This window comes from Pseudomonas sp. IPO3747 (assembly GCF_013385245.1).
GTDB lineage: Bacteria > Pseudomonadota > Gammaproteobacteria > Pseudomonadales > Pseudomonadaceae > Aquipseudomonas > Aquipseudomonas edaphica.
Map to the genome: position 1 here is coordinate 19,369 of NZ_JACAQL010000007.1, position 21,389 is coordinate 40,757.

General features: G+C 57.6%; 27 protein-coding genes and 1 tRNA gene. 9 read left to right on the forward strand and 19 right to left on the reverse strand.

Annotated elements, in window-relative coordinates; all coding sequences use genetic code 11:
• The first annotated feature begins 13 nt into the window (after window positions 1–13).
• Genes HX790_RS10870 through sctU form a run of 9 tightly spaced genes read left to right on the forward strand, consistent with a single transcriptional unit; the run spans window position 14 to window position 6,968 of the window.
• Window positions 14–925: an FHA domain-containing protein gene (locus HX790_RS10870; protein WP_026013747.1), complete on the forward strand. Its 912-nt coding sequence runs from the start codon at window positions 14–16 to the stop codon at window positions 923–925.
• Window positions 922–2,277 (forward strand): FliI/YscN family ATPase, encoded by a 1,356-nt coding sequence (locus HX790_RS10875; RefSeq protein WP_017137661.1) that lies wholly within the window; start codon window positions 922–924, stop codon window positions 2,275–2,277. Before HX790_RS10870 ends, HX790_RS10875 begins: the two co-directional genes overlap by 4 nt.
• On the forward strand, window positions 2,264–2,692 hold the full coding sequence (locus HX790_RS10880) for a YscO family type III secretion system apparatus protein (RefSeq protein ID WP_176991529.1): 429 nt from the start codon (window positions 2,264–2,266) through the stop codon (window positions 2,690–2,692). Before HX790_RS10875 ends, HX790_RS10880 begins: the two co-directional genes overlap by 14 nt.
• On the forward strand, window positions 2,689–3,144 hold the full coding sequence (locus HX790_RS10885; protein WP_099549213.1) for a type III secretion system HrpP C-terminal domain-containing protein: 456 nt from the start codon (window positions 2,689–2,691) through the stop codon (window positions 3,142–3,144). Before HX790_RS10880 ends, HX790_RS10885 begins: the two co-directional genes overlap by 4 nt.
• The gene (locus HX790_RS10890; protein WP_026013746.1) at window positions 3,144–4,154 is read left to right on the forward strand and encodes a FliM/FliN family flagellar motor switch protein; all 1,011 of its coding nucleotides are present in this window, start codon (window positions 3,144–3,146) and stop codon (window positions 4,152–4,154) included. Before HX790_RS10885 ends, HX790_RS10890 begins: the two co-directional genes overlap by 1 nt.
• Window positions 4,151–4,804 (forward strand): type III secretion system export apparatus subunit SctR, encoded by a 654-nt coding sequence (gene sctR / locus HX790_RS10895; RefSeq protein ID WP_017137657.1) that lies wholly within the window; start codon window positions 4,151–4,153, stop codon window positions 4,802–4,804. Before HX790_RS10890 ends, sctR begins: the two co-directional genes overlap by 4 nt.
• 7 nt (window positions 4,805–4,811) lie before the next feature.
• Window positions 4,812–5,075, forward strand: coding sequence for a type III secretion system export apparatus subunit SctS (gene sctS / locus HX790_RS10900; RefSeq protein WP_099549214.1), 264 nt, complete (start codon window positions 4,812–4,814; stop codon window positions 5,073–5,075).
• Window positions 5,076–5,085: 10 nt separating this feature from the next.
• The gene (sctT, locus tag HX790_RS10905) at window positions 5,086–5,874 is read left to right on the forward strand and encodes a type III secretion system export apparatus subunit SctT (RefSeq protein WP_099549215.1); all 789 of its coding nucleotides are present in this window, start codon (window positions 5,086–5,088) and stop codon (window positions 5,872–5,874) included.
• Window positions 5,871–6,968, forward strand: a complete 1,098-nt coding sequence (gene sctU, locus HX790_RS10910) for a type III secretion system export apparatus subunit SctU (RefSeq protein ID WP_099549216.1) — start codon at window positions 5,871–5,873, stop codon at window positions 6,966–6,968. The genes sctT and sctU overlap by 4 nt, the downstream gene beginning before the upstream one ends.
• Here sctU and HX790_RS10915 read toward each other — a convergent pair whose 3' ends face one another.
• From HX790_RS10915 to HX790_RS11005, 19 genes are all read right to left on the reverse strand, one after another.
• Window positions 6,969–7,340: a hypothetical protein gene (locus HX790_RS10915; RefSeq protein WP_017137654.1), complete on the reverse strand. Its 372-nt coding sequence runs from the start codon at window positions 7,338–7,340 to the stop codon at window positions 6,969–6,971. It abuts the gene before it with no gap.
• Window positions 7,337–7,540 carry an HrpT family type III secretion system protein gene (hrpT, locus tag HX790_RS10920; protein WP_017137653.1) on the reverse strand — a complete coding sequence of 68 codons (204 nt, stop codon included), beginning with the start codon at window positions 7,538–7,540 and terminating at the stop codon, window positions 7,337–7,339. The genes HX790_RS10915 and hrpT overlap by 4 nt, the downstream gene beginning before the upstream one ends.
• Complete coding sequence (gene sctC / locus HX790_RS10925) at window positions 7,537–9,678, reverse strand: type III secretion system outer membrane ring subunit SctC (RefSeq protein ID WP_017137652.1); 2,142 nt, start codon at window positions 9,676–9,678, stop codon at window positions 7,537–7,539. Before sctC ends, hrpT begins: the two co-directional genes overlap by 4 nt.
• A 14-nt stretch (window positions 9,679–9,692) precedes the next feature.
• Window positions 9,693–10,103, reverse strand: coding sequence for a type III secretion protein (locus HX790_RS10930; protein WP_169986804.1), 411 nt, complete (start codon window positions 10,101–10,103; stop codon window positions 9,693–9,695).
• Complete coding sequence (locus HX790_RS10935; protein ID WP_099549219.1) at window positions 10,093–10,326, reverse strand: hypothetical protein; 234 nt, start codon at window positions 10,324–10,326, stop codon at window positions 10,093–10,095. The genes HX790_RS10930 and HX790_RS10935 overlap by 11 nt, the downstream gene beginning before the upstream one ends.
• A 105-nt stretch (window positions 10,327–10,431) precedes the next feature.
• The gene (gene sctL, locus HX790_RS10940; protein WP_017137650.1) at window positions 10,432–11,025 is read right to left on the reverse strand and encodes a type III secretion system stator protein SctL; all 594 of its coding nucleotides are present in this window, start codon (window positions 11,023–11,025) and stop codon (window positions 10,432–10,434) included.
• Window positions 11,003–11,590, reverse strand: coding sequence for a type III secretion protein (locus HX790_RS10945; protein WP_176991530.1), 588 nt, complete (start codon window positions 11,588–11,590; stop codon window positions 11,003–11,005). Before HX790_RS10945 ends, sctL begins: the two co-directional genes overlap by 23 nt.
• Window positions 11,580–12,359, reverse strand: a complete 780-nt coding sequence (gene sctJ, locus HX790_RS10950) for a type III secretion system inner membrane ring lipoprotein SctJ (RefSeq protein WP_017137647.1) — start codon at window positions 12,357–12,359, stop codon at window positions 11,580–11,582. The genes HX790_RS10945 and sctJ overlap by 11 nt, the downstream gene beginning before the upstream one ends.
• Before the next feature lie 7 nt (window positions 12,360–12,366).
• Window positions 12,367–12,732, reverse strand: coding sequence for a hypothetical protein (locus HX790_RS10955; protein ID WP_138454137.1), 366 nt, complete (start codon window positions 12,730–12,732; stop codon window positions 12,367–12,369).
• A 66-nt stretch (window positions 12,733–12,798) separates the two neighbouring features.
• On the reverse strand, window positions 12,799–13,002 hold the full coding sequence (locus HX790_RS10960; RefSeq protein ID WP_138454138.1) for a hypothetical protein: 204 nt from the start codon (window positions 13,000–13,002) through the stop codon (window positions 12,799–12,801).
• A 111-nt stretch (window positions 13,003–13,113) separates the two neighbouring features.
• Entirely contained in the window at window positions 13,114–14,058 is a 945-nt protein-coding gene (locus HX790_RS10965; RefSeq protein ID WP_176991531.1) for a sigma 54-interacting transcriptional regulator, read from the reverse strand.
• Between the two features lie 316 nt (window positions 14,059–14,374).
• Entirely contained in the window at window positions 14,375–15,475 is a 1,101-nt protein-coding gene (gene ychF / locus HX790_RS10970) for a redox-regulated ATPase YchF (RefSeq protein ID WP_017137643.1), read from the reverse strand.
• A 21-nt stretch (window positions 15,476–15,496) separates the two neighbouring features.
• Window positions 15,497–16,081 carry an aminoacyl-tRNA hydrolase gene (pth, locus tag HX790_RS10975; protein WP_010213318.1) on the reverse strand — a complete coding sequence of 195 codons (585 nt, stop codon included), beginning with the start codon at window positions 16,079–16,081 and terminating at the stop codon, window positions 15,497–15,499.
• 168 nt (window positions 16,082–16,249) lie between these two features.
• Window positions 16,250–16,849 (reverse strand): 50S ribosomal protein L25/general stress protein Ctc, encoded by a 600-nt coding sequence (locus HX790_RS10980; RefSeq protein ID WP_017137642.1) that lies wholly within the window; start codon window positions 16,847–16,849, stop codon window positions 16,250–16,252.
• A 139-nt stretch (window positions 16,850–16,988) separates the two neighbouring features.
• Window positions 16,989–17,930, reverse strand: a complete 942-nt coding sequence (locus HX790_RS10985; RefSeq protein ID WP_003208392.1) for a ribose-phosphate pyrophosphokinase — start codon at window positions 17,928–17,930, stop codon at window positions 16,989–16,991.
• A 46-nt stretch (window positions 17,931–17,976) separates the two neighbouring features.
• Window positions 17,977–18,051 (reverse strand) — tRNA-Gln (locus tag HX790_RS10990).
• 37 nt (window positions 18,052–18,088) lie between these two features.
• The gene (gene ispE / locus HX790_RS10995; RefSeq protein ID WP_178110933.1) at window positions 18,089–18,892 is read right to left on the reverse strand and encodes a 4-(cytidine 5'-diphospho)-2-C-methyl-D-erythritol kinase; all 804 of its coding nucleotides are present in this window, start codon (window positions 18,890–18,892) and stop codon (window positions 18,089–18,091) included.
• Window positions 18,893–18,941: 49 nt separating this feature from the next.
• Window positions 18,942–19,559 (reverse strand): lipoprotein insertase outer membrane protein LolB, encoded by a 618-nt coding sequence (gene lolB, locus HX790_RS11000; protein ID WP_017137640.1) that lies wholly within the window; start codon window positions 19,557–19,559, stop codon window positions 18,942–18,944.
• 4 nt (window positions 19,560–19,563) lie between these two features.
• Window positions 19,564–21,288 carry a tetratricopeptide repeat protein gene (locus HX790_RS11005; RefSeq protein WP_017137639.1) on the reverse strand — a complete coding sequence of 575 codons (1,725 nt, stop codon included), beginning with the start codon at window positions 21,286–21,288 and terminating at the stop codon, window positions 19,564–19,566.
• Window positions 21,289–21,389: the final 101 nt, after the last annotated feature.

Sequence of the window (21,389 nt, forward strand, 5' to 3'; positions counted from 1 at the left end):
AGAGCGCTCAATGATGTTTGAGCTGCGTGTTCTCGATGGCCTGCACCAAGGGGCTGCGCTGCCGCTGTTTGGTGAACAGTGGAGCATCGGTGCTCATGCAGAGGCTGACTTGGTGCTCAGCGATCCGGGGATCGCCGAGCAGCATGCGTTGTTGCGGCTGGTCGGATCCAGTTGGTCGGTGCAGGCCCAGGCAGGGCTGTTGCAGGATGCGAAAGAGCAGGTAGTGGCACAGATCACGAATCTGGCGCTGGGCGAACAGTTTGGCGTGGGCGCCATACGGTTGTATGTCGCCGTGGCGGATCAGCCCTGGCCCGAAGCACCCGCCCCGGCCACACCGGCCAAGGTTTCGGCCAAGGTGACGGCCAGGAAAACGTCCCCGCCGTTGACGTTGTCGTCGTTGGGACACTCGCAGCAAAAGCGCCTGATCAGTGTGGTGCTGGTGGTTGCCGTCATCCTCATGGTGGTGGGTATTGCCTCCACGGGTGAGCGTGATCCCCAGGCCTCGTTGATGCCGGCAGTGCCCCACAGAGTCGAGCTGGCCTCGCCATTCGAGGTGCGCCAACAGTTGCTGAATATGCTCAGTGAGCGTGATTTGAGCCAGCGGGTCAGTTTGCAGGTCATCAATGGCCAGGTTGCACTCAACGGCGATGTTTCCGAGGAGGATCTGGCGTTGGTGACGCGCATGCTCGACCGCTTTGGTGAGCAGTTCGACAGCGTTGTACCGGTGATCAGCCGGGTGCGTGCGCGTAACAATGAGTTGCCGTTCAAGATCGTTCAGATTATCGGAGGGGCGAACGGTCACGTTGTGCTGGAGGACGGAACCCGACTGTTTGTGGGGGACCAAGTGGACGACTTGCGCCTGGTGATGATTGACAACAGCAAGGTGGTTTTCGAAGGCGCGCAGCGTTATGAGGTGCGCTGGTGATTAAGGATTTGCAGGCGCGTCTCGACACTTGGCAGCGGCACCAGACCCAGACGTTGGCAGGTTTTGCTCCGGTGACAATGCGCGGGCGTGTGCAACGTGTGAACGGCATGTTACTGCAATGTCGGCTGCCTCAGGCACGTATAGGTGACTTGTGCCAGGTGGAAAAACAAGGCGATTACATGCTCGCCGAAATTATTGGTTTCGACCAGCAGGATGCCGTGCTCAGTGCGCTGGGTAACCTGGAAGGTGTGCGTGTGGGGGCCAGCGTAGAGCGCCTGGGCATATCCCATCAGGTACAGGTCAGCGAGAAGCTGCTGGGCCAGGTACTGGATGGATTTGGGCGGCCAATTACCGGCGAAGGCGCCAGCGCTTTTGCACTGGTCGACTCACCGGATACCAGCGCTGTGTTGTGCGAAGCGCCTTTGCCCACCGATAGGCCGCGAATCAACCGCGCGCTGGCCACCGGCGTGCGTTCGATCGATGGGCTGTTGACGCTGGGGGAGGGGCAGCGTGTCGGCCTGTTTGCTGGGGCCGGCTGCGGCAAGACCACATTGCTGGCGGAGATAGCCCGCAACGTTGAGTGTGACGTGATTGTGTTCGGCCTGATCGGCGAGCGAGGCCGAGAGCTGCGCGAGTTTCTTGATCATGAACTCGATGATCAACTGCGCGCCAAAGCGGTGTTGGTGTGTGCCACCTCTGATCGTTCGAGCATGGAGCGGGCACGCGCAGCCTTCACGGCGACAGCCTTGGCCGAAGGCTTCCGAAGCAAGGGCAAGCGCGTGCTGCTTTTGATCGATTCCCTCACACGGTTCGCCAGGGCCCAGCGAGAAATTGGCCTCGCCGCCGGCGAGCCTCTGGGCCGTGGTGGCCTGCCACCTTCGGTATACAGCCTGCTGCCGCGGTTGGTCGAGCGTGCCGGGTTGACGCGCGAAGGCGTGATCACGGCGATCTACACAGTGCTGATCGAGCAGGACTCCATGAGCGACCCGGTGGCCGATGAAGTTCGCTCGCTGCTCGACGGCCATATCGTGCTGTCTCGCAAGCTGGCCGAGCGTGGGCACTATCCGGCGGTGGACGTATTGGCCAGCCTTTCGAGGATCTTGAGCAACGTCGCCGAGCCTGGGGATATCCAGGCTGGCACGGCGTTACGTCGGCTGTTGTCGGCGTACCAGCAGATCGAGCTGATGCTCAAGCTGGGCGAGTACCAGCCGGGTAGCGATGTATTGACCGACTTGGCGGTAGACAGTCGCAGCGCAGTGGACAGTTTTCTGCGCCAGGACTTGCGTGAACCCTCGCCAATGGCGGAAACACTGGAGCAACTCAAGGAGCTGACGGCCTATGTCCCATTCTGACGTGTCGATGGCTGAAATCGAGACCCTGCGGCACCTGCGCCGTCATCGGGCCGACCGCGCTGAGCGTGCATTGCGTGAGGCCAAGCGAGCACGGCAAACCCTGCAGGCACATATCCAGGATGCCCAGCAAACCCTTGAGCAAACCCGCCAGGAGGAGGCTCGGCAAAGTGCGCAGTTGCTCAGCCAGCATCAGGGCCAGGTGCTGACGCTCAAAGCGCTGAAGTCCTGGGGGTTACAAGAACGCTCATTGTCGGCAAGCACCCTGCGGGACGAAGGCCAGGTGCAAGCACTGCGAGCGCAGCACACGGAAAAGGAAATAGAGGTTGGCAGTGCCCAGAAGTACGCCACGGAGTGTTTGCGCCAGGTGGAAAAACTTCAGGAACTGTCCAAATTGCTCGCTCAGGAATCAATATGAAACAGGTTTCAAATGCCGCTCCTGAGCAGCGACGCATGCGCGAACTCCGGGAGGAGCGCGAACCCTCCGTGGCGGCCTACGTTCCCGTGGAGCAAGGGCGACTGTTTGCTTATCTGCTTGCAGGCGGTACTGCAGAGAAACGTTTCGGACATTCGCGCATGGACATCAAGGTCTCAGTCGAGGCAGCCAGGGCCGATATGTTGGTCGAACAATTGGTGGCGCCTATACAGGCCGGTGGGCAGTGGCCGCTGCAGTTTGTGCTGTGCATGCCGCGCCTGGGGCGGGTTAACGCACTTGTACACCGTGAGCAGAACACCTGGGCCATTGAGCTGGACGCAGAGGAAGAGGCAACCAACCGTTGGCTGCGTGGCGTGCGGCAGCAATGCCAGGAACGATGCACGCAAGCCTTGGGGCAGCCCGTCAAGTTCTACCTGCCAGGTACCCGTTCATGATGAAGGTGCCCTTTTTGACATTGCCTGTGGTCAAGCACAGCACGGTCGCTGCGCGCCGAAGGCTGGGGCGTGGGCTGCGCTTGCCGTTTAAGGTTGCCGGGCAAGAGGGTGAACTGCTCATTGAACCCGGGCGTGCCCCTGTTGGCGGCGAGGCGTTGTGCTTCGAAACCGCCCTCGGTGTATTGGCGCTCGCTGAAGCGGGGCCGCTGTTGAGCCTGCTGGGCGAATGCCCTGTGCCATTGGCCAAGGCAGGCAACGATCCACATTCTTGGTTCTGGCCGCTGTTTGAGCAGCACCTCAGTCCCCAAGTCAAAGCGCTGTTTGGCTATATGCGATTGCTGGTGACTGCGCGTCCCGCAGGTTTCGGCTGCAGGTTGAGCGTGACGTTGGGGGCCTCTCGGGTCGTAGGTTATGTGTGGCTGGCTCACCAGAGCTTTCTAGCGTTGTGCGATGCCGCACCTTGGCGCTCTATCGCCGCGCCGATGCCGGCGTCGTTCAAGCTGGCCATTACCGTGCCCCTTGGGCGCGCGCAGTTACCGCTGGCACAAGTGCGCAACCTGCGGGCTGGCGATGTGTTGGTGCTTGAGCAGGCTTTTTTTCAACCCCAGGGCAATGGCTACGTGCAGGTTGGCAGGCAGCGCCTTCATGGCTGCATTGACGACGACACCGGGCCGCTGTGCCTGACCCTGACTTCTATAGAGGACACGAGTGTGGACGAGGACTTTTCAGCAGCCTATTACGCTGAGCCGGAAGACGAACCAGTGATGGAAGTGTTCGGGCATGAACCGTTCGATGAGCTGAGCATGTCGCTGAGCGTGCGTTGCGGTGTGCTGAACCTGACCCTGGGCGAACTGCGCAACCTGGTTGAGGGTTCAGTATTGGGTATTACCGGTTATGCGCCGGGAATGGCCGGCCTGTACTACGGTGATCGGCCGATCGGCCAGGGGCAGTTGGTGGAAGTGGATGGGCGCTTGGGCCTGCAAGTGACGCGAGTGGTTTTTTCTCGATGAGTATTCAGGGCATAGATCCCTTCGTACTTGCGCTGTTCCTGGGGGCATTGTCGCTGATGCCCATGCTGCTGATCGTGTGTACGGCGTTCTTGAAGATTGTCATTGTGCTGATGATCACCCGCAACGCTATCGGCGTGCAGCAAGTGCCTCCCAGCATGGCTATCAATGGCATCGCGCTGGCGGCGACGCTGTTTATCATGGCGCCTGTGGGTTACGAGATCGCCGAGAGCGTCAAGGTTTCGCCGCTGGATTTGAGCAGTGTGCAGATGGCTCTGCACACCGGCGGTGAGGCAATCAAACCCTTGCGTGCATTCATGCTGCGCAATATTGACCCGGATGTGTTGACGCACTTGCTGGAAAACACCGGGCGCCTGTGGCCGGCAGCCATGGCGCAGGAAGTCCAGCGAGAAGACTTGATTCTGTTGGTGCCTGCCTTTGTGCTGTCGCAATTGCAGGCGGGGTTCGAGATCGGCTTCCTTATCTACATTCCGTTCATTGTGATCGACCTGATTGTCTCCAATTTGCTACTGGCATTGGGCATGCAAATGGTCTCGCCGATGACCATTTCCTTGCCGCTCAAACTGTTGTTGTTCGTGATGGTTTCCGGGTGGTCACGGCTGCTCGACAGCCTCTTCTTTTCTTATCTCTGAGTGGCGTATGGAACCGATCGTGCTGTTCAAGCAGGGCATGCTGCTGGTCGTGGTGTTGTCGGCACCGCCGTTGATTGTGGCGGTGGTGGTCGGCGTATTGACCTCCCTTGTACAGGCGCTGATGCAGGTACAGGACCAGACCTTGCCGTTTGGCATAAAGCTGGTGGCAGTGGGTGTCACGCTGGTCATGACGGGGCGTTGGATCGGTGTGGAGTTGATTCAGCTGATCAATCTGACATTCGACATGATCTCTCGCTCTGCGCTGAACTGAGGTCTTGCCTGTGCTGCAGTATCTTGACTACCTGCCCAGCCTGTTGATTGGCATGGCGCGAATCTACCCTTGTGCCTTTCTGGTCGCGGCGTTTTGTTTTCAACATATCCGCGGGATGCCGCGCCACGCCATTGTGGCAGTACTGGCACTGCTGCCTGCACCGGGTATATATGCCACCTTCGCCGACCAGGAACTCTCTACGCTGATGCTCAGCGCGTTGGTGCTCAAGGAGGCGGCCCTGGGGACCTTGCTGGGCGTATTACTGTCGATGCCGTTCTGGATGTTCGAGGCGGTGGGGGCGCTGCTGGATAACCAGCGGGGAGCCTTGGCGGGTGGCCAGCTCAACCCTTCGCTTGGGCCGGATGCCACACCCATCGGGCATCTGTTCAAGGAGCTGGCGATTTTTTTGTTGATGGCCACCCTGGGGCTTGGAGCACTGACGCAGGTGATCTGGGACAGCTACTCGGTCTGGCCGCCTACCGTTTGGTTTCCACTTCCGCACGCCAATGGGTTTGGCATGTTTCTCAACCTGCTCGGCGACACGTTCACCCACATGATGCTCTACGCTGCACCTTTTATCGCGGTGCTGCTGTTGTTGGAGTTTGGCGTTGCCCTGTTAGGACTTTATAGCCCGCAGTTGCAGGTGAGTACGCTGGCCCCACCGGTCAAGTGCCTGGCGGGTATTGGTATTTTGCTGTTGTATTTTGAACTGTTGCAGGACCTGATCGTCGGCCGCTTAAGCCTGCTGGGCGAGCTCAAGCACGCCCTGGGGCTGATGTTCAAGGTGGCGATGCCATGAGTGATTCCGGTGAGAAAAAACACCCGGCCAGTGCCAAGAAACTGCGTGATCAACGCAAGAAAGGCCAGGTTGCCCAAAGCCAGGATGTCGGCAAGCTTCTGGTGCTGACAGCCATCAGCGAGATCGCGCTATGGACCGCTGACCGCAGCCTGCAGCGGTTTCAGGAAATGATGCTGCTGCCGATATCCCGCATCAGCCGACCCTTTGTGTCAGCCTTGGAAGAGGTGCTGCTCGACGCCATGGTGGTGTTTTTTTCCTTTGCGTTGCTGATGGCTTCAGTGGCAATCGCCGTCAAGCTGCTCAGTAGCTGGATGCAGTTCGGCTTGCTGTTCGCGCCGGAAATCCTGAAGTTGGATTTCAAGCGCCTCAACCCCCTTAGTCAGCTCAAACAGATGTTCTCCGCCCAGTCGCTGATGAACCTGCTGATGGGGGTCGCCAAGGCGGTGTTGTTAGGCGTGGTGTTGTACGCGGTGATCGGTCCTTCCCTTGGGGCCTTGATCAACTTGGCCAACAGCGACCTGTCCAGTTATATCCTGGCGCTGATTGATCTGTTTCGTTACCTGTTGCATGTGTGCCTGGGCCTGTTGCTGGTGTTGGCACTTCTCGACCTGACGCTGCAGAAACACTTCTTTGCCAAGCGCATGCGCATGACCCAGGTCGAGGTGGTCAAGGAATACAAGGACATGGAAGGCGACCCCCATGTGAAGGGCCAGCGACGGTCGCTGGCGCAGCAATTGGCTCAGGAGGAGCCAAAGGTCAAGTTGCCCAAGCTGGAAGAGTCCGACATGTTGGTCGTCAATCCGACGCACTTTGCCGTCGCGTTGTATTACCGCCCCGGCAAGACACCGCTGCCGTTGCTGGTGGACAAAGGCACGGATGCCGACGCGCGTGCACTGATCAAAAGGGCTAAAGCGGCTGACGTGCCGGTCATTCAGTGTGTATGGCTGGCCCGCACGCTCTACACCAATAAGCTCGGCGCCAGTATCCCTCGTGAAACCCTGCAGGCTGTCGCGCTGATCTACCGCACCTTGCGTGAGTTGGATGATGAAGCCAAGCGCGAAACCCTGGAGTTGCCTGAGCTGGAACAACGCTGATCAACGCGTGGCGCGGGCATCCAATGCATCAAGGTTGGCCAGTGAAAGCAAGCGGCTGACGGCACTATCAAGCGCGTTGTGGTGCGTAGGCAGCGAGCGCCAGATGACCAGGGTCCCTTGGGCGTCGAGATAGACAAAGCAACCGTCGTACCTCACTGCTTGTTCAAAACGTCGCTCCAGTGCCCGCTGCACCTGCCCGGCTTGCAATGCTTCGCGCGCGATGTGTAAGGCCAACCCCGGGCGGGTGCCGGCTTGCAGCGTACACAGGTGGATACCTGGGAGGAGTTGCAGGTGGGCGGCAACGCCTCTGCGCACGTCGGCCAAAAAAACCTGACGATGCAATGCATCGTCAGGCTGTGTCGTGAGGCTCATCGTTCCAGGGAAATGGTCTGGTAGTCTGCCCGCTCCCCAGAGGGGCCGGAGTCTACGCGCATCTCTGGTGGCCACCAGACCACCATTTTGTCACTGCTCGATTGCGGGCGCGTGCAGGAGTCGCCCTTGCAGGTTGGCGTACAGCCGGCGGCGATCATTGCTGCGCCGATCAGGATAATACTCAAGAGTCCGTGCTTCATGGCGTGGTCTTCAAGGGGGCGGTGAGAAGGGAAGGGCGGGGTACGCCGATGTGTTCATCTTTCACAACGGGCCGCATGGCGATAAACACTTCAGCTTCTTCACCCGGTTTAAGCCAGGCGCGTGGCCAGACACTGACCGCCAGCGTTTGTGAGTTGCTGCATTCTTTTTCATCGATGCGCACGTTGCGTTTGATCTGGTTGCGCACGACCACCACCGCCACATTGAACTGCGCGCCGGTATACCACTGGCTGCGCTCGCTGTTGAGCGCCAACAGATCGCGCGTGGCGCACAACGTGTCCAGTTGCAGGGGCATTGGCCCTGCCTTGAAACCGTCTGGGACTTCGCCGCTGACCAGGTGCGCCAGGGTGCTGGTGATATCGCTTCGGTTTATGGGCGGCAGATGGGCGGCTTGCCGGCGCGCCAGAGGCTTGAGGGCAGCCTGCAATTGGGCCTGGTCCTCCTGGGGCAAGTAACGCGAAGGGTCAGATTGGTCGCCGATGACCCGTGGGGTGAGGATGAACAGTCGCTCGCGTCGACTGTTCTGTCGTTCAGTCGAGGAGAACAATGCCTTGCCCAGCAAAGGAATATCGCCCAGGAGCGGTACTTTGCTTTGTTTGTCCTTGTTGTCTGTGACATGGAAACCACCGACCACCAATGAGCGCTTTTCCGCCATTACCGCCTGGGTGCTCACCTTGCCACGGCGAACATCGAGGTCATCGGGCTGTAGGTTGAGTTCGTCGAAGTTACCGTCTTCAATATCCACCACCAAATGGATCTGGTGGCCACCACGGCTGGTGATCACCCGTGGTACCACCTGAAAGCTGGTGCCGACGGTCACGGGTAAAATGGTTGCGTAGTCTCTGCCGGCCTTCAGGTATCGCGTGCGGTTGAAATCGATGACCGCCGGCTGGTTCTCCAGGGTGAGCACGGAAGGGTTGGAGACCAGGGTTGCCAGCCCTTGGGACTCCAGGGCACGTATGTGAGCGTAGAAGCGCCCGGGGTTGCCAATCGACAACTGAGAAGTCGTGCCCGGTGCCACGTTGACGCCGCCGCGCCAGCGGCTGTTTTGAAAGCCCCATTCAACCCCGAACTCTTGCAACTTTGTGCGTTCGATGTCGAGGATGATGGCGTCTATCTCCACCAGCTTGCGTGCAACGTCGAGTTGGGTGATCAACTCGCGGTACATCGTTTGGCGCTCAGGCAGGTCGTAGATCAGAATCGCGTTATTACGCACGTCGGCTTCGACCCGGATTCGGCTGGTTGCGCGTGGGGCGCGAGGGCCGAGTGAGGCGCCCGTCGACAGCCCTCCTGCATTCGTGGGGTTGGCGAGCATCTGCTCCAGCAGAGGGTTGTTCAACCGCGGGACGTTGGGCGTAATCAGGGCCGACGGTGAAGAAGCGCCGGAAGATTGGGTGGCGTTGGCAACTGTGGAGGTGGAGCGCGGCTCCAGTAACCCACGCAGCACGCTGGCCACGCCCGCGATGGTCAGCTTCTCTCCGCGATAATCGATGATCCGGTCCGCCGCGTTGGCGTACTTGAGCGGGTAAGTCAGCACGCTCTGTTTTTCATCCGGAGATCTGCGTTGGCTGCTGAACTGTTTGATCTGCTCGATATAGCGTTTAGGACCGGAGACGAGTACAACGCCATCATCCGGCAATTCACCCCAGCCAAATCGGCTGTCGAGCAGGCCGATATCGGTCAGGGCCTTTTTAAGGTCAGCGATCGTTTCCGACGAAACTTCCAGCCGCGCAGACTCTTGCTGATCCAGCGTGCTGATGTACAGGGTGTTGTTGTACAGGTACCACTGGAAGCGGTGTTCGACCCCCAGCCTGTCGAGCATGGACTGGGGAGTATTAGCGCGTATTTTGCCATTGACCACGCCCTCCAGCAGGCCCTCGATTTGCAGTTGGGTGCCGAAGGTCTGGGCGAAGTCTTCGAGCACTTCGCGTACAGGCTTGTACTGGGTTTCGTAGGCATACGCCGTGTTTTTCCATTCCGCTGGAATGGCGGCAAGGGGGCTTTGCAGAGGTATCAACAGGCACATCAGAACTATTGGAATACGCCAGTCGGCGTGTTTGAAACGCGCACAGGGCGAGCTGATAGACAAGCGTAAACGCTTGTAAATGAGGGTGTTCATATAGGATTCTCTAGTTAATAAAACTGCGCACGCAGTGGAGTTGGCCCACATTTTTTGGGCGTTCTGGCCAGCCGCTTGGCCGTGGATCGCCAGGTGTCGCGCTGATTGAGAAGGGATTCGAGTTGGTTAAACAGAACGGCCTGATGGTCTTCCTGCGTGACGCATTGAAGTAGCCAGAGCTGCCCCGTGGAGGGCTCGACTGAAAGCGCTCCCTGAAAGTACGCCAGGCTTGCTCCACCCAGTTGTAGCCAGGTTTCCATTGTTGTTTGTGCGTGCTTTGGCTGATGGGTAAGTTGAGCGCTGAGCAAAAAACACTGCGGGTAACGACGCAGGGTTATGGCGTCGTCGCCCTCCAGCAGCGTGATTTCTTGCTCTGCCCCCGCCAGCCACTGAGTGAGCCGCGCGCTGAAACACTCAGGTCCCATTGAAAATGATTTTTCCCATCTCGGCTCGGTGGCCGAGAACCGCTCCGGCGGCAGTCGTCTGTAGCATCAAGTTTTGTTTCAGCCTGAAGTGTTCACCCAGCAGTGATGAAAACTCTTTCGAGGTTATTTCATCAGGGATGCCCTGACCGAGTTGTTCGAACTGCCGGTTGTTTTTGCTTAAATCCCTGAAGATTTGCCCGCCCTCGCGTGCGTCGAGTTTCATATGCTGATCTCCGTTGAACGTGTATTTTTTATGTGGTTTGCCTTTGGGATCCGTTCCACGATTTTTTAAATATCTGGATAAAAAATGCAGCAGGCGGTTGAGAAGTTAATCCTCTGAAACAAAGTCTGTGTGAGACACCAACAGGGCATTGATCGAAGAGGCCCAGTCGATACGAAAGCTGCCTTCCTCTGCCTCCAGGATCAACATCTGTGGCTGAACAGACTCGTCACACAGCAGGCGCCAGGGCGCTTCGGTGTGTTGATCCAGCCAATGTTCCACATCCGCCTGATCCTGCGGGTTGCAGACCAACTTTGCGCGGATCGCCGGGGCCTGGGCTGCGAGCATTTGCTTGAGCATGGCAGACACCCGTTGAGTGGGCGTTGTGTCCTCGAGCAAGCTGCGAATGGCACTGTGGGTGACTGATGTGGCGATGCGTTCGATGTTGTCGAGGACCGCTTGCTGCTGCGTGTGCCACAGATGCAATTGGCGATTGGCGCGTTGCCAGAACTCATGTTGAGCCTGCAGCAGCAATTGGTCGCGTTGCACATAGGTCTGGCGCAGGATCTCATCTGCCTGAACCTGGGCACTGTTTAACAATTCGGTGTCGCGGGCGCAGTCCGCCAACGTTTCCAACGGAATCAGCGAGCAGGTCCGTGAAGGAAGCGGCTTGCGTAGCTCAATCGTGCGTTTGCACAGCATCGTCCTGGGCCTCCTCGGCGAAGGAAAACACCGGCTCGTTGTTTGACGCGCCGGTGCGCCATATTGCGGCCTTCCAAATAGTTTCAAGCTTGTCGTGGGCATCGATCAGTCGAGGGTTCTTCTCTAGGGCGAGCACCCGATGGCGGTCAAAGCTCAACCGCAGCCGCTGCCACACAGAGGGTTCTACCCAGGCGCGTAGATAGTGCAGGGGGTCTTCAGTGTGGGTTTGCAGGCTGTTGGGCAGCAGTGCCTTGGAAAGGCGTACGCACCAGAGTTGCAGGTCTTGGCTCAATGGCGTGCGGTTCTTGATCTGGTAAACACCGCCGACCAGCGCGAGGATGAGGTCTCTGCGTTGTTCAGGTTCAAGTACCAACTGCAACAGTGCTGGAGACGGTTCGACAGGCAGGCATGGATCAATTCCCAACGCCGTTGCCATTGCCGCGTGCTGGCTCTGGCAGAGTGTTCTCGAATAGGGCACTGAAGGGACGAAAGGCGTCCAGTCATGGGGCGAATCGAGCCATGGGCAGGCCCACCACTTGGCCCAACTGAGGCTGTCATGCGTCATTCGTGTTCGGCTCGGCTTGTTGGGCGCCGCGCGCCTTTTTCACCCAGAACCCCGCTGCAGCGCACCCCACTAACAGGGCGATAAAGAACAATGTCACCATGGTCTGCCAAAAAGCGAGGTCCCCGGGCTTAATCAGAAACGGCCCGAAGTAGGCGAGTTGCTGCTTTTCCTTGTAGGCGGTAGCCGGTACGAAGATCACGGTCAGTTTTTGCGGGTTTGCAACGGCTGTTGTCATGCCCGGTATGCTACTGGCGACCATCCGCCGAATGCGCGGCAGCAAGCTGTCGGGTTCCAGCCGTGGATCATGCTTGATGAAGACCGATGCCGAGGCCGGCTGTACCGGCTCTCCCGGTGCGACCCGCTCGGGCAGTACCACGTGTACCCTGGCGACGAGAACCCCATCGATATTGGACAAGGTCGCTTCCAGCTCCTGAGACAAGGCATAGATATAGCGCGCCCGTTCCTCAAGCGGTGTCGAGATGACACCTTCCTTGCGAAATACGTCGCCCAGCGTAGAGCGCGCAGTCTTTGGTAACCCGGCGGCGGCAAGCGTGTGGACCGCAGCAGCAATATCATCTGTGCGCACGCGAACGACCACGCCGTCTTTCTCCAGCTGTTTTTGTGCCCGAATGTGCTTGTCTGCCAATTCAGCGATTACCTCATTGGCTTCCTGCTCGGATAACTTGCGGTGCAGTTCGACGCTTTCACCGCATCCGCTCAGCACCGATAAGAGGGTCAGCCACAAGAGAATAAAGCGGCAGCGGCGCATGGTTCACCTATTGCAGGTTAGTGGTTTTCTCAACAAACGAAGTGCAGTGTTTTATTACCTTGACGCCGATGTTGAGGATTTCTTTTGATTCAATAATGGTCTGTGTGGCGTCCGCCATTTTCAGCTCGTTTTGGGTCTTGGTATATTCACGCAGGAGCTTGGGGATTTTTTCGTTGTTGGATTTCAACCGCTCTGATTGGCTCACCAGCGACCGACTGTTTCCTGGGGCGGGGGGGGCCGACGGATAGGGATTGTTCTGCTCCAGTGCTGCACTGAAGAAATGCGCGTCGTGGGCGCTATCACTGCTTTTTTCGACGGGAAACACAGGGGCACCTGAATAGGTTTCCCGCTCTTTTTCAAGCGTTGTGCGCATATAAACCTCCCTCAGGAAAATAGACAGGCTTTCTCTATTTAATACACTAGAGAAAGCCTGTGTTGCTTATTGTACTTTGTTAATTACCTGGCTCCACTTGCTGGCAATCGAAGCATCTTTATCCAGCTTTGCCATCTCGAGCGTTTCTTTGTTTTTTTCCTCAGTGAGCGTTTTCATTTGATCAAAAAGCTGTTTGCTGGTAATGCTGCCGACTGGAGATGTCATGATTTCACCTTTGGGTTGTCTATCGGATAGTTGAGTATTCGTCATGAGGCATTCGATTAATCGTGCTACATCGTTATTTGATAATCGATGCTCGTACACTGAGTGGCGATGCCTCTGGAAACAGTTCCATCGGCCTATTTCTACTTGTTTCAGCGTTTATTGCACTTCCTGAGCGTGCAAACACGCGTTGAGTGAAACACCCAGTTGCTTCATTCGGTAGTAGAGCGTGCGCTTGGCAACCCCCAGTTCCAACGCCACACAATCCACGCTGTAAGTGTGACGATGTAAAGACTCTTCAATGAGCGTTTTCTCAATACGCTGCAGACGGTCTTTCAGGCCCAGTTCCAGCGGTTCTGCATTCGATGCCGATAAAGGCGGCAGCCCAAGGACAAAACGCTTGGCCGTGGAGCGTAGTTCGCGGACATTGCCCGGCCACGTATGACACAACAACTGCTGGAGCAGTTCGGTTGGGGGGTGAGGGGCTATGCAGTTGAAGTGCTCCGCCTCTTGTTTAATCATCTCCAGAAACAACGGTACGATACGCTCACGTCGGTCACGCAGCGGCTGCAGCTTGATGTTAATAACGTTCAGGCGAAAATACAGGTCTCGCCTGAAGCTGCCTTGCTCGACCATGTCATGCAGTGATTGTTGAGCGGACGCGATGACGCGCATGTCGACGGGGATGAAGCGTGTTGAGCCCAGCCGTTCAACCCCTCGTGATTCGAGCATACGCAATAGCTTGGCCTGCAGCGAAAGCGGCATGCTGTCGATTTCATCCAAATACAACGTACCCAGGTGAGCCGCCTCGATAAACCCTGCGCGTGATTGTACAGCCCCGGTATAAGCACCACTGTTGACACCGAATAATTGGCTTTCGGCGAGGCTCTCCGGAATGGCGGCGCAATTGACCGCAACAAAGTTACCTCGACGGCCGGACAGGCGATGTATTCGTTGTGCCAGGGTATCTTTGCCAGTGCCGGTTTCCCCCAGCAACAAGATGTCAACATTCAGTGTCGCGGTGCTATTGATCGTGTTCTCAATATCCGAGCCTTCAATGAATGGCGTATCGGTTTCGCTTTCTTTTTGATCGGCGGCCGACATCGGGTGGGTGCTCCACTAGCGTGATTGTTTACGATTAAAAGGCTGTGATTTAGACGGTGTTTGGGCAGAGCGTAAAGTATAAGATTTATCATCGAGTATGCAGGTAAGAGTAAGCCAGGCTTGCGTAGGAAAAGTCATTAACTTGTCGCTTAACGTCACTCGAGGTTGTTGGGCTGTTTTTGTTACGACAAATAGGAAACGTCTTAAGGTTTCAAATAGATAAGAGGATAGCTATTGTCGAAATACAAACAACCGCCCACAAAAAAGCCGATGCAGTGCATCGGCTTTTTTGTGGGCGGCAAAACCGCGATGGCGCTTAGACGTTGAAACGGAAGTGCATCACGTCGCCATCCTTGACGATGTACTCTTTGCCTTCCAGGCGCCATTTACCGGCTTCCTTGGTACCGGCTTCACCCTTGTACTGGATGAAGTCGTTGTAGGCGATGACTTCGGCGCGAATAAAGCCTTTTTCGAAGTCGGTGTGGATCACGCCGGCGGCCTGCGGTGCAGTGGCACCGACCTTGACGGTCCAGGCGCGGACTTCTTCAACACCGGCGGTGAAGTAGGTCTGCAGGTTGAGCATTTCGTAGCCAGCGCGGATCACGCGGTTCAGGCCAGGCTCTTCCAGGCCCAGGGCCTCGAGGAACATGTCTTTTTCCTCGCCGTCATCGAGCTCGGCGATTTCCGCTTCGATCTTGTTGCACACCGGCACCACGATGGCGCCTTCTTCATCGGCGATGGCCTTGACCACGTCGAGCAGTGGGTTGTTCTCGAAGCCGTCTTCGGCAACGTTGGCGATGTACATCACAGGCTTGGTGGTCAGCAGGTGGAAGCCTTTGATCACGGCTTTCTCGTCGACGCCCATGTTCTTCATCAGGCTGCGTGCCGGCTTGCCTTCGGTGAAGTGTGCGATCAGTTGTTCCAGCAGGCCTTTCTGAACCACTGCGTCCTTGTCACCGCCCTTGGCGTTACGCGCGACTTTCTGCAGTTGCTTTTCGCAGCTGTCGAGGTCGGCGAAGATCAGCTCCAGGTCGATGATCTCGATGTCGCGTTTCGGGTCAACGCTGTTGGAGACGTGAATCACGTTCTCGTCTTCAAAGCAGCGGACCACGTGGGCGATGGCATCGGTTTCACGGATATTGGCCAAAAACTTGTTGCCCAGGCCCTCACCTTTCGACGCGCCGGCTACCAGGCCCGCGATGTCGACGAACTCCATGGTGGTCGGCAGGATACGCTTGGGATTGACGATCGCTGCCAACGCGTCCAGGCGCGGGTCTGGCATCGGCACGATACCGCTGTTGGGTTCGATGGTGCAGAAGGGGAAGTTCTCCGCCGCAATACCGGACTTGGTCAGGGCGTTGAACAGGGTGGATTTGCCGACGTTGGGCAGGCCGACGATGCCGCAATTGAATCCCATGGTGTTTCCCCTCGGTAAGAGTCAGGCCTTCTGGCTGTGCAGGTTTTTCATCGCGCGGTTCCATTCACCGGCGAAGATATCCGGCAGCACGCCGAGGGCAAAGTCGATGCTGGCATCGAGTTTTTCCTGTTCGGCGCGTGGCGCACGACCCAGGACGAAATTTGAAACCATACTGGCAACGCCTGGGTGGCCAATGCCGAGCCGCAGACGGTAAAAATTATTCTGATTACCCAACTGCGCAATGATGTCGCGCAGGCCATTGTGGCCGCCATGCCCGCCGCCTAACTTGAGTTTGGCAACGCCGGGTGGCAGGTCCAGTTCGTCATGGGCCACCAGGATTTCTTCGGGTTTGATCCGGAAGAAGCCCGCAAGCGCCGCGACAGCCTGGCCGCTGCGGTTCATGTAGGTGGTAGGAATCAGCAGACGAACATCCTGACCCTGGTGCGAGAAGCGCCCGGTCAGGCCAAAATATTTGCGATCGGCCACAAGGTTCACACCTTGTGCGTGGGCGATACGCTCAACAAAAAGGGCCCCCGCGTTATGCCGGGTCTGTTCGTATTCGGCGCCTGGATTTCCCAGGCCAACGATCAGTTTAATGGCAGTCACGACAGGGGCCCTTCCTTTGGAGTTGTGGATAACATCGCCGCAACCTGTGTGCGGCGAAAGCGGTCAACAAAAGATCATTTACTCAAGAGTAAACGCCGCGTTATCGCCCGCTTTCTCGCTACGTTCCGGTCCGCGATGTTTCCTCAAGCTCCGACATTACAGAGTGAATTACTCTGCAGCGCCTTCTTCAGCTTCTGGTGCAACGCGTGGAGCGTGAACGTTTGCAACAGCTTTGTCATCACCGTGAGCCAGTGCAACAAACTCAACGCCTTTAGGGGCTTTGAGGTCGGACAGGTGAACGATGTCGCCGATTTCCAGAGCCGACAGGTCGACTTCGATGAACTCAGGCAGGTCTTTCGGCAGGCAGGTCACTTCGATCTCGGCAACAACGTGCGAAACTTCGCCGCCTTTCTTGACCGGAGCTTCTTCACCAACAAAGTGCACAGGCACGATAGCGGTCAGTTTCTGACCGGCTACTACGCGTACGAAGTCAGCGTGCAGCACGTGGCCTTTGGCTGGGTGACGTTGCAGGGCCTTGATGATGACGTTCTGCTTCTTGCCACCAACATTCAGCTCGATGATGTGGCTGTAGGCCGCATCGTTTTCGAGCAGTTTGGCGATTTCTTTGGCCAGCATGCTGATGGATTCAGGGGCTTTGTCGCCACCGTAAACTACAGCTGGAACCAGGCTTGCGAGACGACGCAGGCGGCGGCTCGCACCTTTCCCCAGGTCGGAACGCGCTTCAGCATTCAGAGTAAAATCGTTCATGTTGTATCTCCAAAATAACCACATTCGCCCCAGCGTTTGCGACCAGCGCTAAAGGCGATATGGGCAAAAAAGCCCCGCCCCAACAGAATGCTGGGGCGGGGCGCTTTTCGTCAGTGGGATGTTTCGTAAGGTTTGACCCTTATCGGAACATCGCGCTGATCGATTCTTCGTTGCTGATGCGGCGAACCGCTTCGGCAACTACCGGTGCGATATCCAGTTGACGGATACGCGAACAGGCTTGAGCTGCTGCGGACAACGGGATGGTGTTAGTCACCACCAGTTCGTCCAGCATGGAGTTCTCGATGTTCTCGATCGCTCGGCCCGACAGCACAGGGTGTGTGCAGTAGGCGAAGACTTTTGCTGCACCGTGCTCTTTCAAGGCTTTCGCCGCGTGGCACAGGGTGCCGGCGGTGTCGACCATGTCATCAACCAGAATACAGGTACGCCCTTCGACATCACCGATGATATGCATCACTTCAGAGTGATTGGCTTTCTCACGGCGTTTGTCGATGATCCCGAGGTCCACGCCCAGGGATTTGGCAACAGCCCGTGCACGCACGACGCCACCAATGTCCGGGGACACGATCATCAGGTTTTCAAAGCGCTGGTCTTCAATGTCATCCACCAATACTGGGGAGCCGTAGATGTTATCTACCGGAATATCGAAGAACCCCTGGATTTGGTCAGCGTGCAGGTCAACCGTGAGAACACGGTCGATGCCTACCACGGTCAGCATGTCAGCAACGACTTTCGCGCTGATAGCCACACGTGCGGAACGCGGACGGCGATCCTGACGGGCATAACCAAAGTAAGGGATTACAGCTGTGATTCGAGTCGCTGAGGAGCGGCGGAAGGCATCAGCCATCACGACGAGTTCCATCAGGTTATCGTTGGTCGGAGCGCAGGTCGGCTGAATAATGAAAACATCTTTACCGCGGACGTTTTCATTGATCTCGGCTGTAATTTCGCCGTCGGAGAATTTACCGACAGAGATGTCACCGAGAGGGATATGCAGCTGACGTACGACACGTCGAGCCAGATCGGGGTTGGCGTTCCCCGTAAAGACCATCATCTTGGACACGCGCAGTACCTAGAGGCTGAGGGTAACCTGGATGAGTATTAGAAAATGGCAGGGGCGGCTGGATTCGAACCAACGCATGGCAGGATCAAAACCTGCTGCCTTACCGCTTGGCGACGCCCCTGTATCTGTTGCAACGAGTACCCAGTACTCGGTTCCTTTTAGAGCAGACTTTGCAGCTTGCGATGCAACATCGAAACGTTGCTTCCCTTTGCTACAAACCCTGTAAGGGTCTCTGTAAGAAGGGCCGAGACTTTATCAGCTTCAGCTTTGCTTGGGAAGCCCCCAAACACACAACTTCCAGTTCCGGTTAATTTTGCTTCGGTAAATTTACCTAACAAATTCAAAGCGTTACGTACCTCTGGATAACGCCTTGCTACAACCGGTAAGCAGTCATTTCGACTGTTTCCCTTGGGAACGGGGCGCACTTTAATGGGAGGAGAGTTACGTGTCAACAGTGGATCTGAAAAAATTTCTGCTGTACTTACAGATACTTGCGGAACAAGCACGACATACCAAGGCTCTTCGGGGTATTCCGGGGTGAGTTTCTCCCCGACGCCTTCGGCAAAAGCCGCGTGCCCACGCACGAAAACCGGCACGTCGGCGCCCAGTGTCAGGCCCAGCGTGGCCAGGCGATCGTGGTCCCAGCCCAGTTGCCACAAGTGATTCAAACCGAGCAGCGTGGTCGCGGCATTTGAGCTGCCGCCACCGATGCCGCCGCCCATGGGCAAAATTTTATCGATCCAGATGTCGATGCCGAGTGAGCAACCGGATTGCGCCTGAAGTTTTTTCGCGGCCCTGACGATCAGATTGCTGTCGTGGGGCACGCCTTCGAATTCGGTGTGCAGCTGGATCACGCCATCGTCGCGCACGGCGAAGGTGAGTTCATCGCCGTAATCGAGAAACTGAAACAGCGTCTGCAACTCGTGGTAGCCGTCTTCACGGCGACCCAGAATGTGCAGCATCAAATTGAGTTTGGCCGGGGAGGGCAGTGTCAAGGTGGTGGCGGTCACGTTATTGCCCCAGCTTGCGCGGTTGCCATTCCTTGATCACCAGCGTGACGTCAAGGTCGGTGCCATGCAGTTTGATGCGCTCGGGCAGCCAGTAGGCGCCCTGTTGCACGTAGCTGAGGTATTCAACCTGCCAGCCATCCTGCTCAAGCGTGGCCAGGCGGCTGTCGCCGTTGAGGCTCAGCCTGCTTTTGCTGTCCGGCGCAGGCAGGCCGCGTACCCACCACACAAGGTGCGAAACGGGGAGCTTCCAGCCAATCTGTTGTTCCAGCAGTTCTTCCGGCGTGGCTGCCTCATAGCGGCCTTGATTGGCCACTTCCAGGCTCACTTGCCCTGGCCGGCCGGTCAGGCGCGCAGCACCGCGGCCAAGTGGCCCGGACAAACGGATATCGTAATAGTCCTGGCGCTGCAGCCAGAACAACGTGCCGCTGCCGGAATCTTTCGGCGCGCGAACCCCGACCTTGCCGTCGATCTGCCAGCCGTCGATGCTGCTGAGCTGCTCTTTGTGCTGTTTCCATTGCGCCGGGTTGCCCTGGCCTTCAACGGATTCACGACTGCCGATGCCCGCGCAACCGGCGAGCAGGGCGATGAAACTGAAAACAATAACGTGGCGCAAAAACATAAGCTTAAAGGGTCTCGGATCCGGTCAGGCGCTTGATGGTGCCGCGCAGGATGGGGCTTTCGGGTTGTTCCTTGAGGAATTTTTCCCAGATTTGTCGCGCTTCGCGCTGTTTGCCATTGGCCCACAGCACTTCACCCAGGTGGGCTGCCACCTCTTGGTCAGGGAAACGTTCGAGTGCCTGGCGCAGCAGGCGTTCGGCTTCGTCCAGATTGCCCAGGCGGTAATTCACCCAACCCAGGCTGTCGAGCACGGCCGGGTCTTCCGGGTTGAGCTTGTGGGCTTGTTCGATCAGCACCTTGGCTTCGGCGTAACGCGTGGTGCGGTCCGACAGGGTGTAGCCCAGGGCATTGAGCGCCATGGCATTGTCCGGGTCGCGCTTGATGATCAGGCGCAGGTCTTTTTCCATCTGCGCCAGGTCATTGCGTTTTTCCGCCTGCATGGCGCGGGTGTACAGCAGGTTCAAATCGTCGGGGTATTGCAGCAAGGCTTGTTGCAGCAATTTCCAGGCGCGTTCGCCCTGCTTGTTGGCCGACAGTGTTTCGGCCTGGATCAGGTACAGCTGAATCGCATAGTCCGGTTCGGCATCACGTGCCGCCGCCAGGCGTTTTTCCGCTTCGTCGGTGCGGCCGTTGCTCATCAGGATATCGGCCTGACGCAGCTGGGCCGGCAGGTAATCGTTGCCGGGGCCGACCTGGGCGTACTCAAGCAGCGCAGCCTGCGGGTCGTTGCGTTCTTCCGCGATGCGGCCGAGGTTCAGGTGCGCCGAATCCACATGGCTTTCGCGCTCGATCAGCTCCTCCAGATAACCCTTGGCCTCGTCCCAGGCCTTGGCTTCCAGGCAGACCAGTGCCAGGGAGTAACGCAGCTCGTCGTCGTCGGGGTATTGCTGGACCAGGTTGGCGAACTGCACTTTGGCGTCTTCCATGCGGTCTTGCTCCACCAGCATTCGCGCATAGGTCAGCAGCAAGCGCTTGTCGCCCGGGTATTTCTTGATGCTTTTTTCCAGCAGTGGAATCGCTTCCTTGCCGCGATTAAGGTTCTGCAGCAAGCGTGCGCGCAGCAGAATCGGGGCGATCTCGCCGTCTTCCGGCGGGTTCTGCTCCAGCAGCTTGAGGGCGGCATCGGCTTCATCATCCTGCTGCAGCAGCAAGGCTTTGCCGAAAATCAGTTGGCTGTTTTTCGGATGCTTTTGCAGCAGGCGGTCAAAACTCTTCATCAAGCCATTGCGCGTGTCCTGGTCAGTGTCGGCAGCCGACAGCGCGAGGAAGTCGAAATGCGTGTCGCCCTTGCCCTGCAGGACTTTCTCCATATACACCATGGAGTCGTCATAGCGCCCGGCGCGTGCCAGTTGCACGGCCGCCGCACGTTGCGCTTCCAGGTCTTGCGGAGCGTTTTTCGCCCAGATCAGCGAAGTATCCAGCGCGGCCTGGTCAGCGCCCAGGTATTCGGCGATGCGAAACGCACGCTCCGAAATGCCCGGGTCCTGGGTGTTGATGGCCTGGGTCACATAGTTATCCAGGGCAATATCGAAACGATTGCGCTGGCCGGCGAGTTCCGCGGTCAGCAGGCTGTAGATCGTTTCTTCATTGAACGAGGAGTAAACCTTGGGCTTTTCAGGGGCTGGGGCGCTGTCTTCGACCGGCGGCGTACCGTCCGGCGACACGGGTGCCAAGGCCTGGCAGCCGCTGAGGAAGACAAAAGCAAGGAGCAACGCGGAAGATCTATTCATATAGGAAGAGGACGACTAACCTGCGGTCGGATCATCATGACACAAGCCTTCGGCCAAACATAACCGAGTCTCAGTGGGCGCCTTTATAGGCACAAGCTACT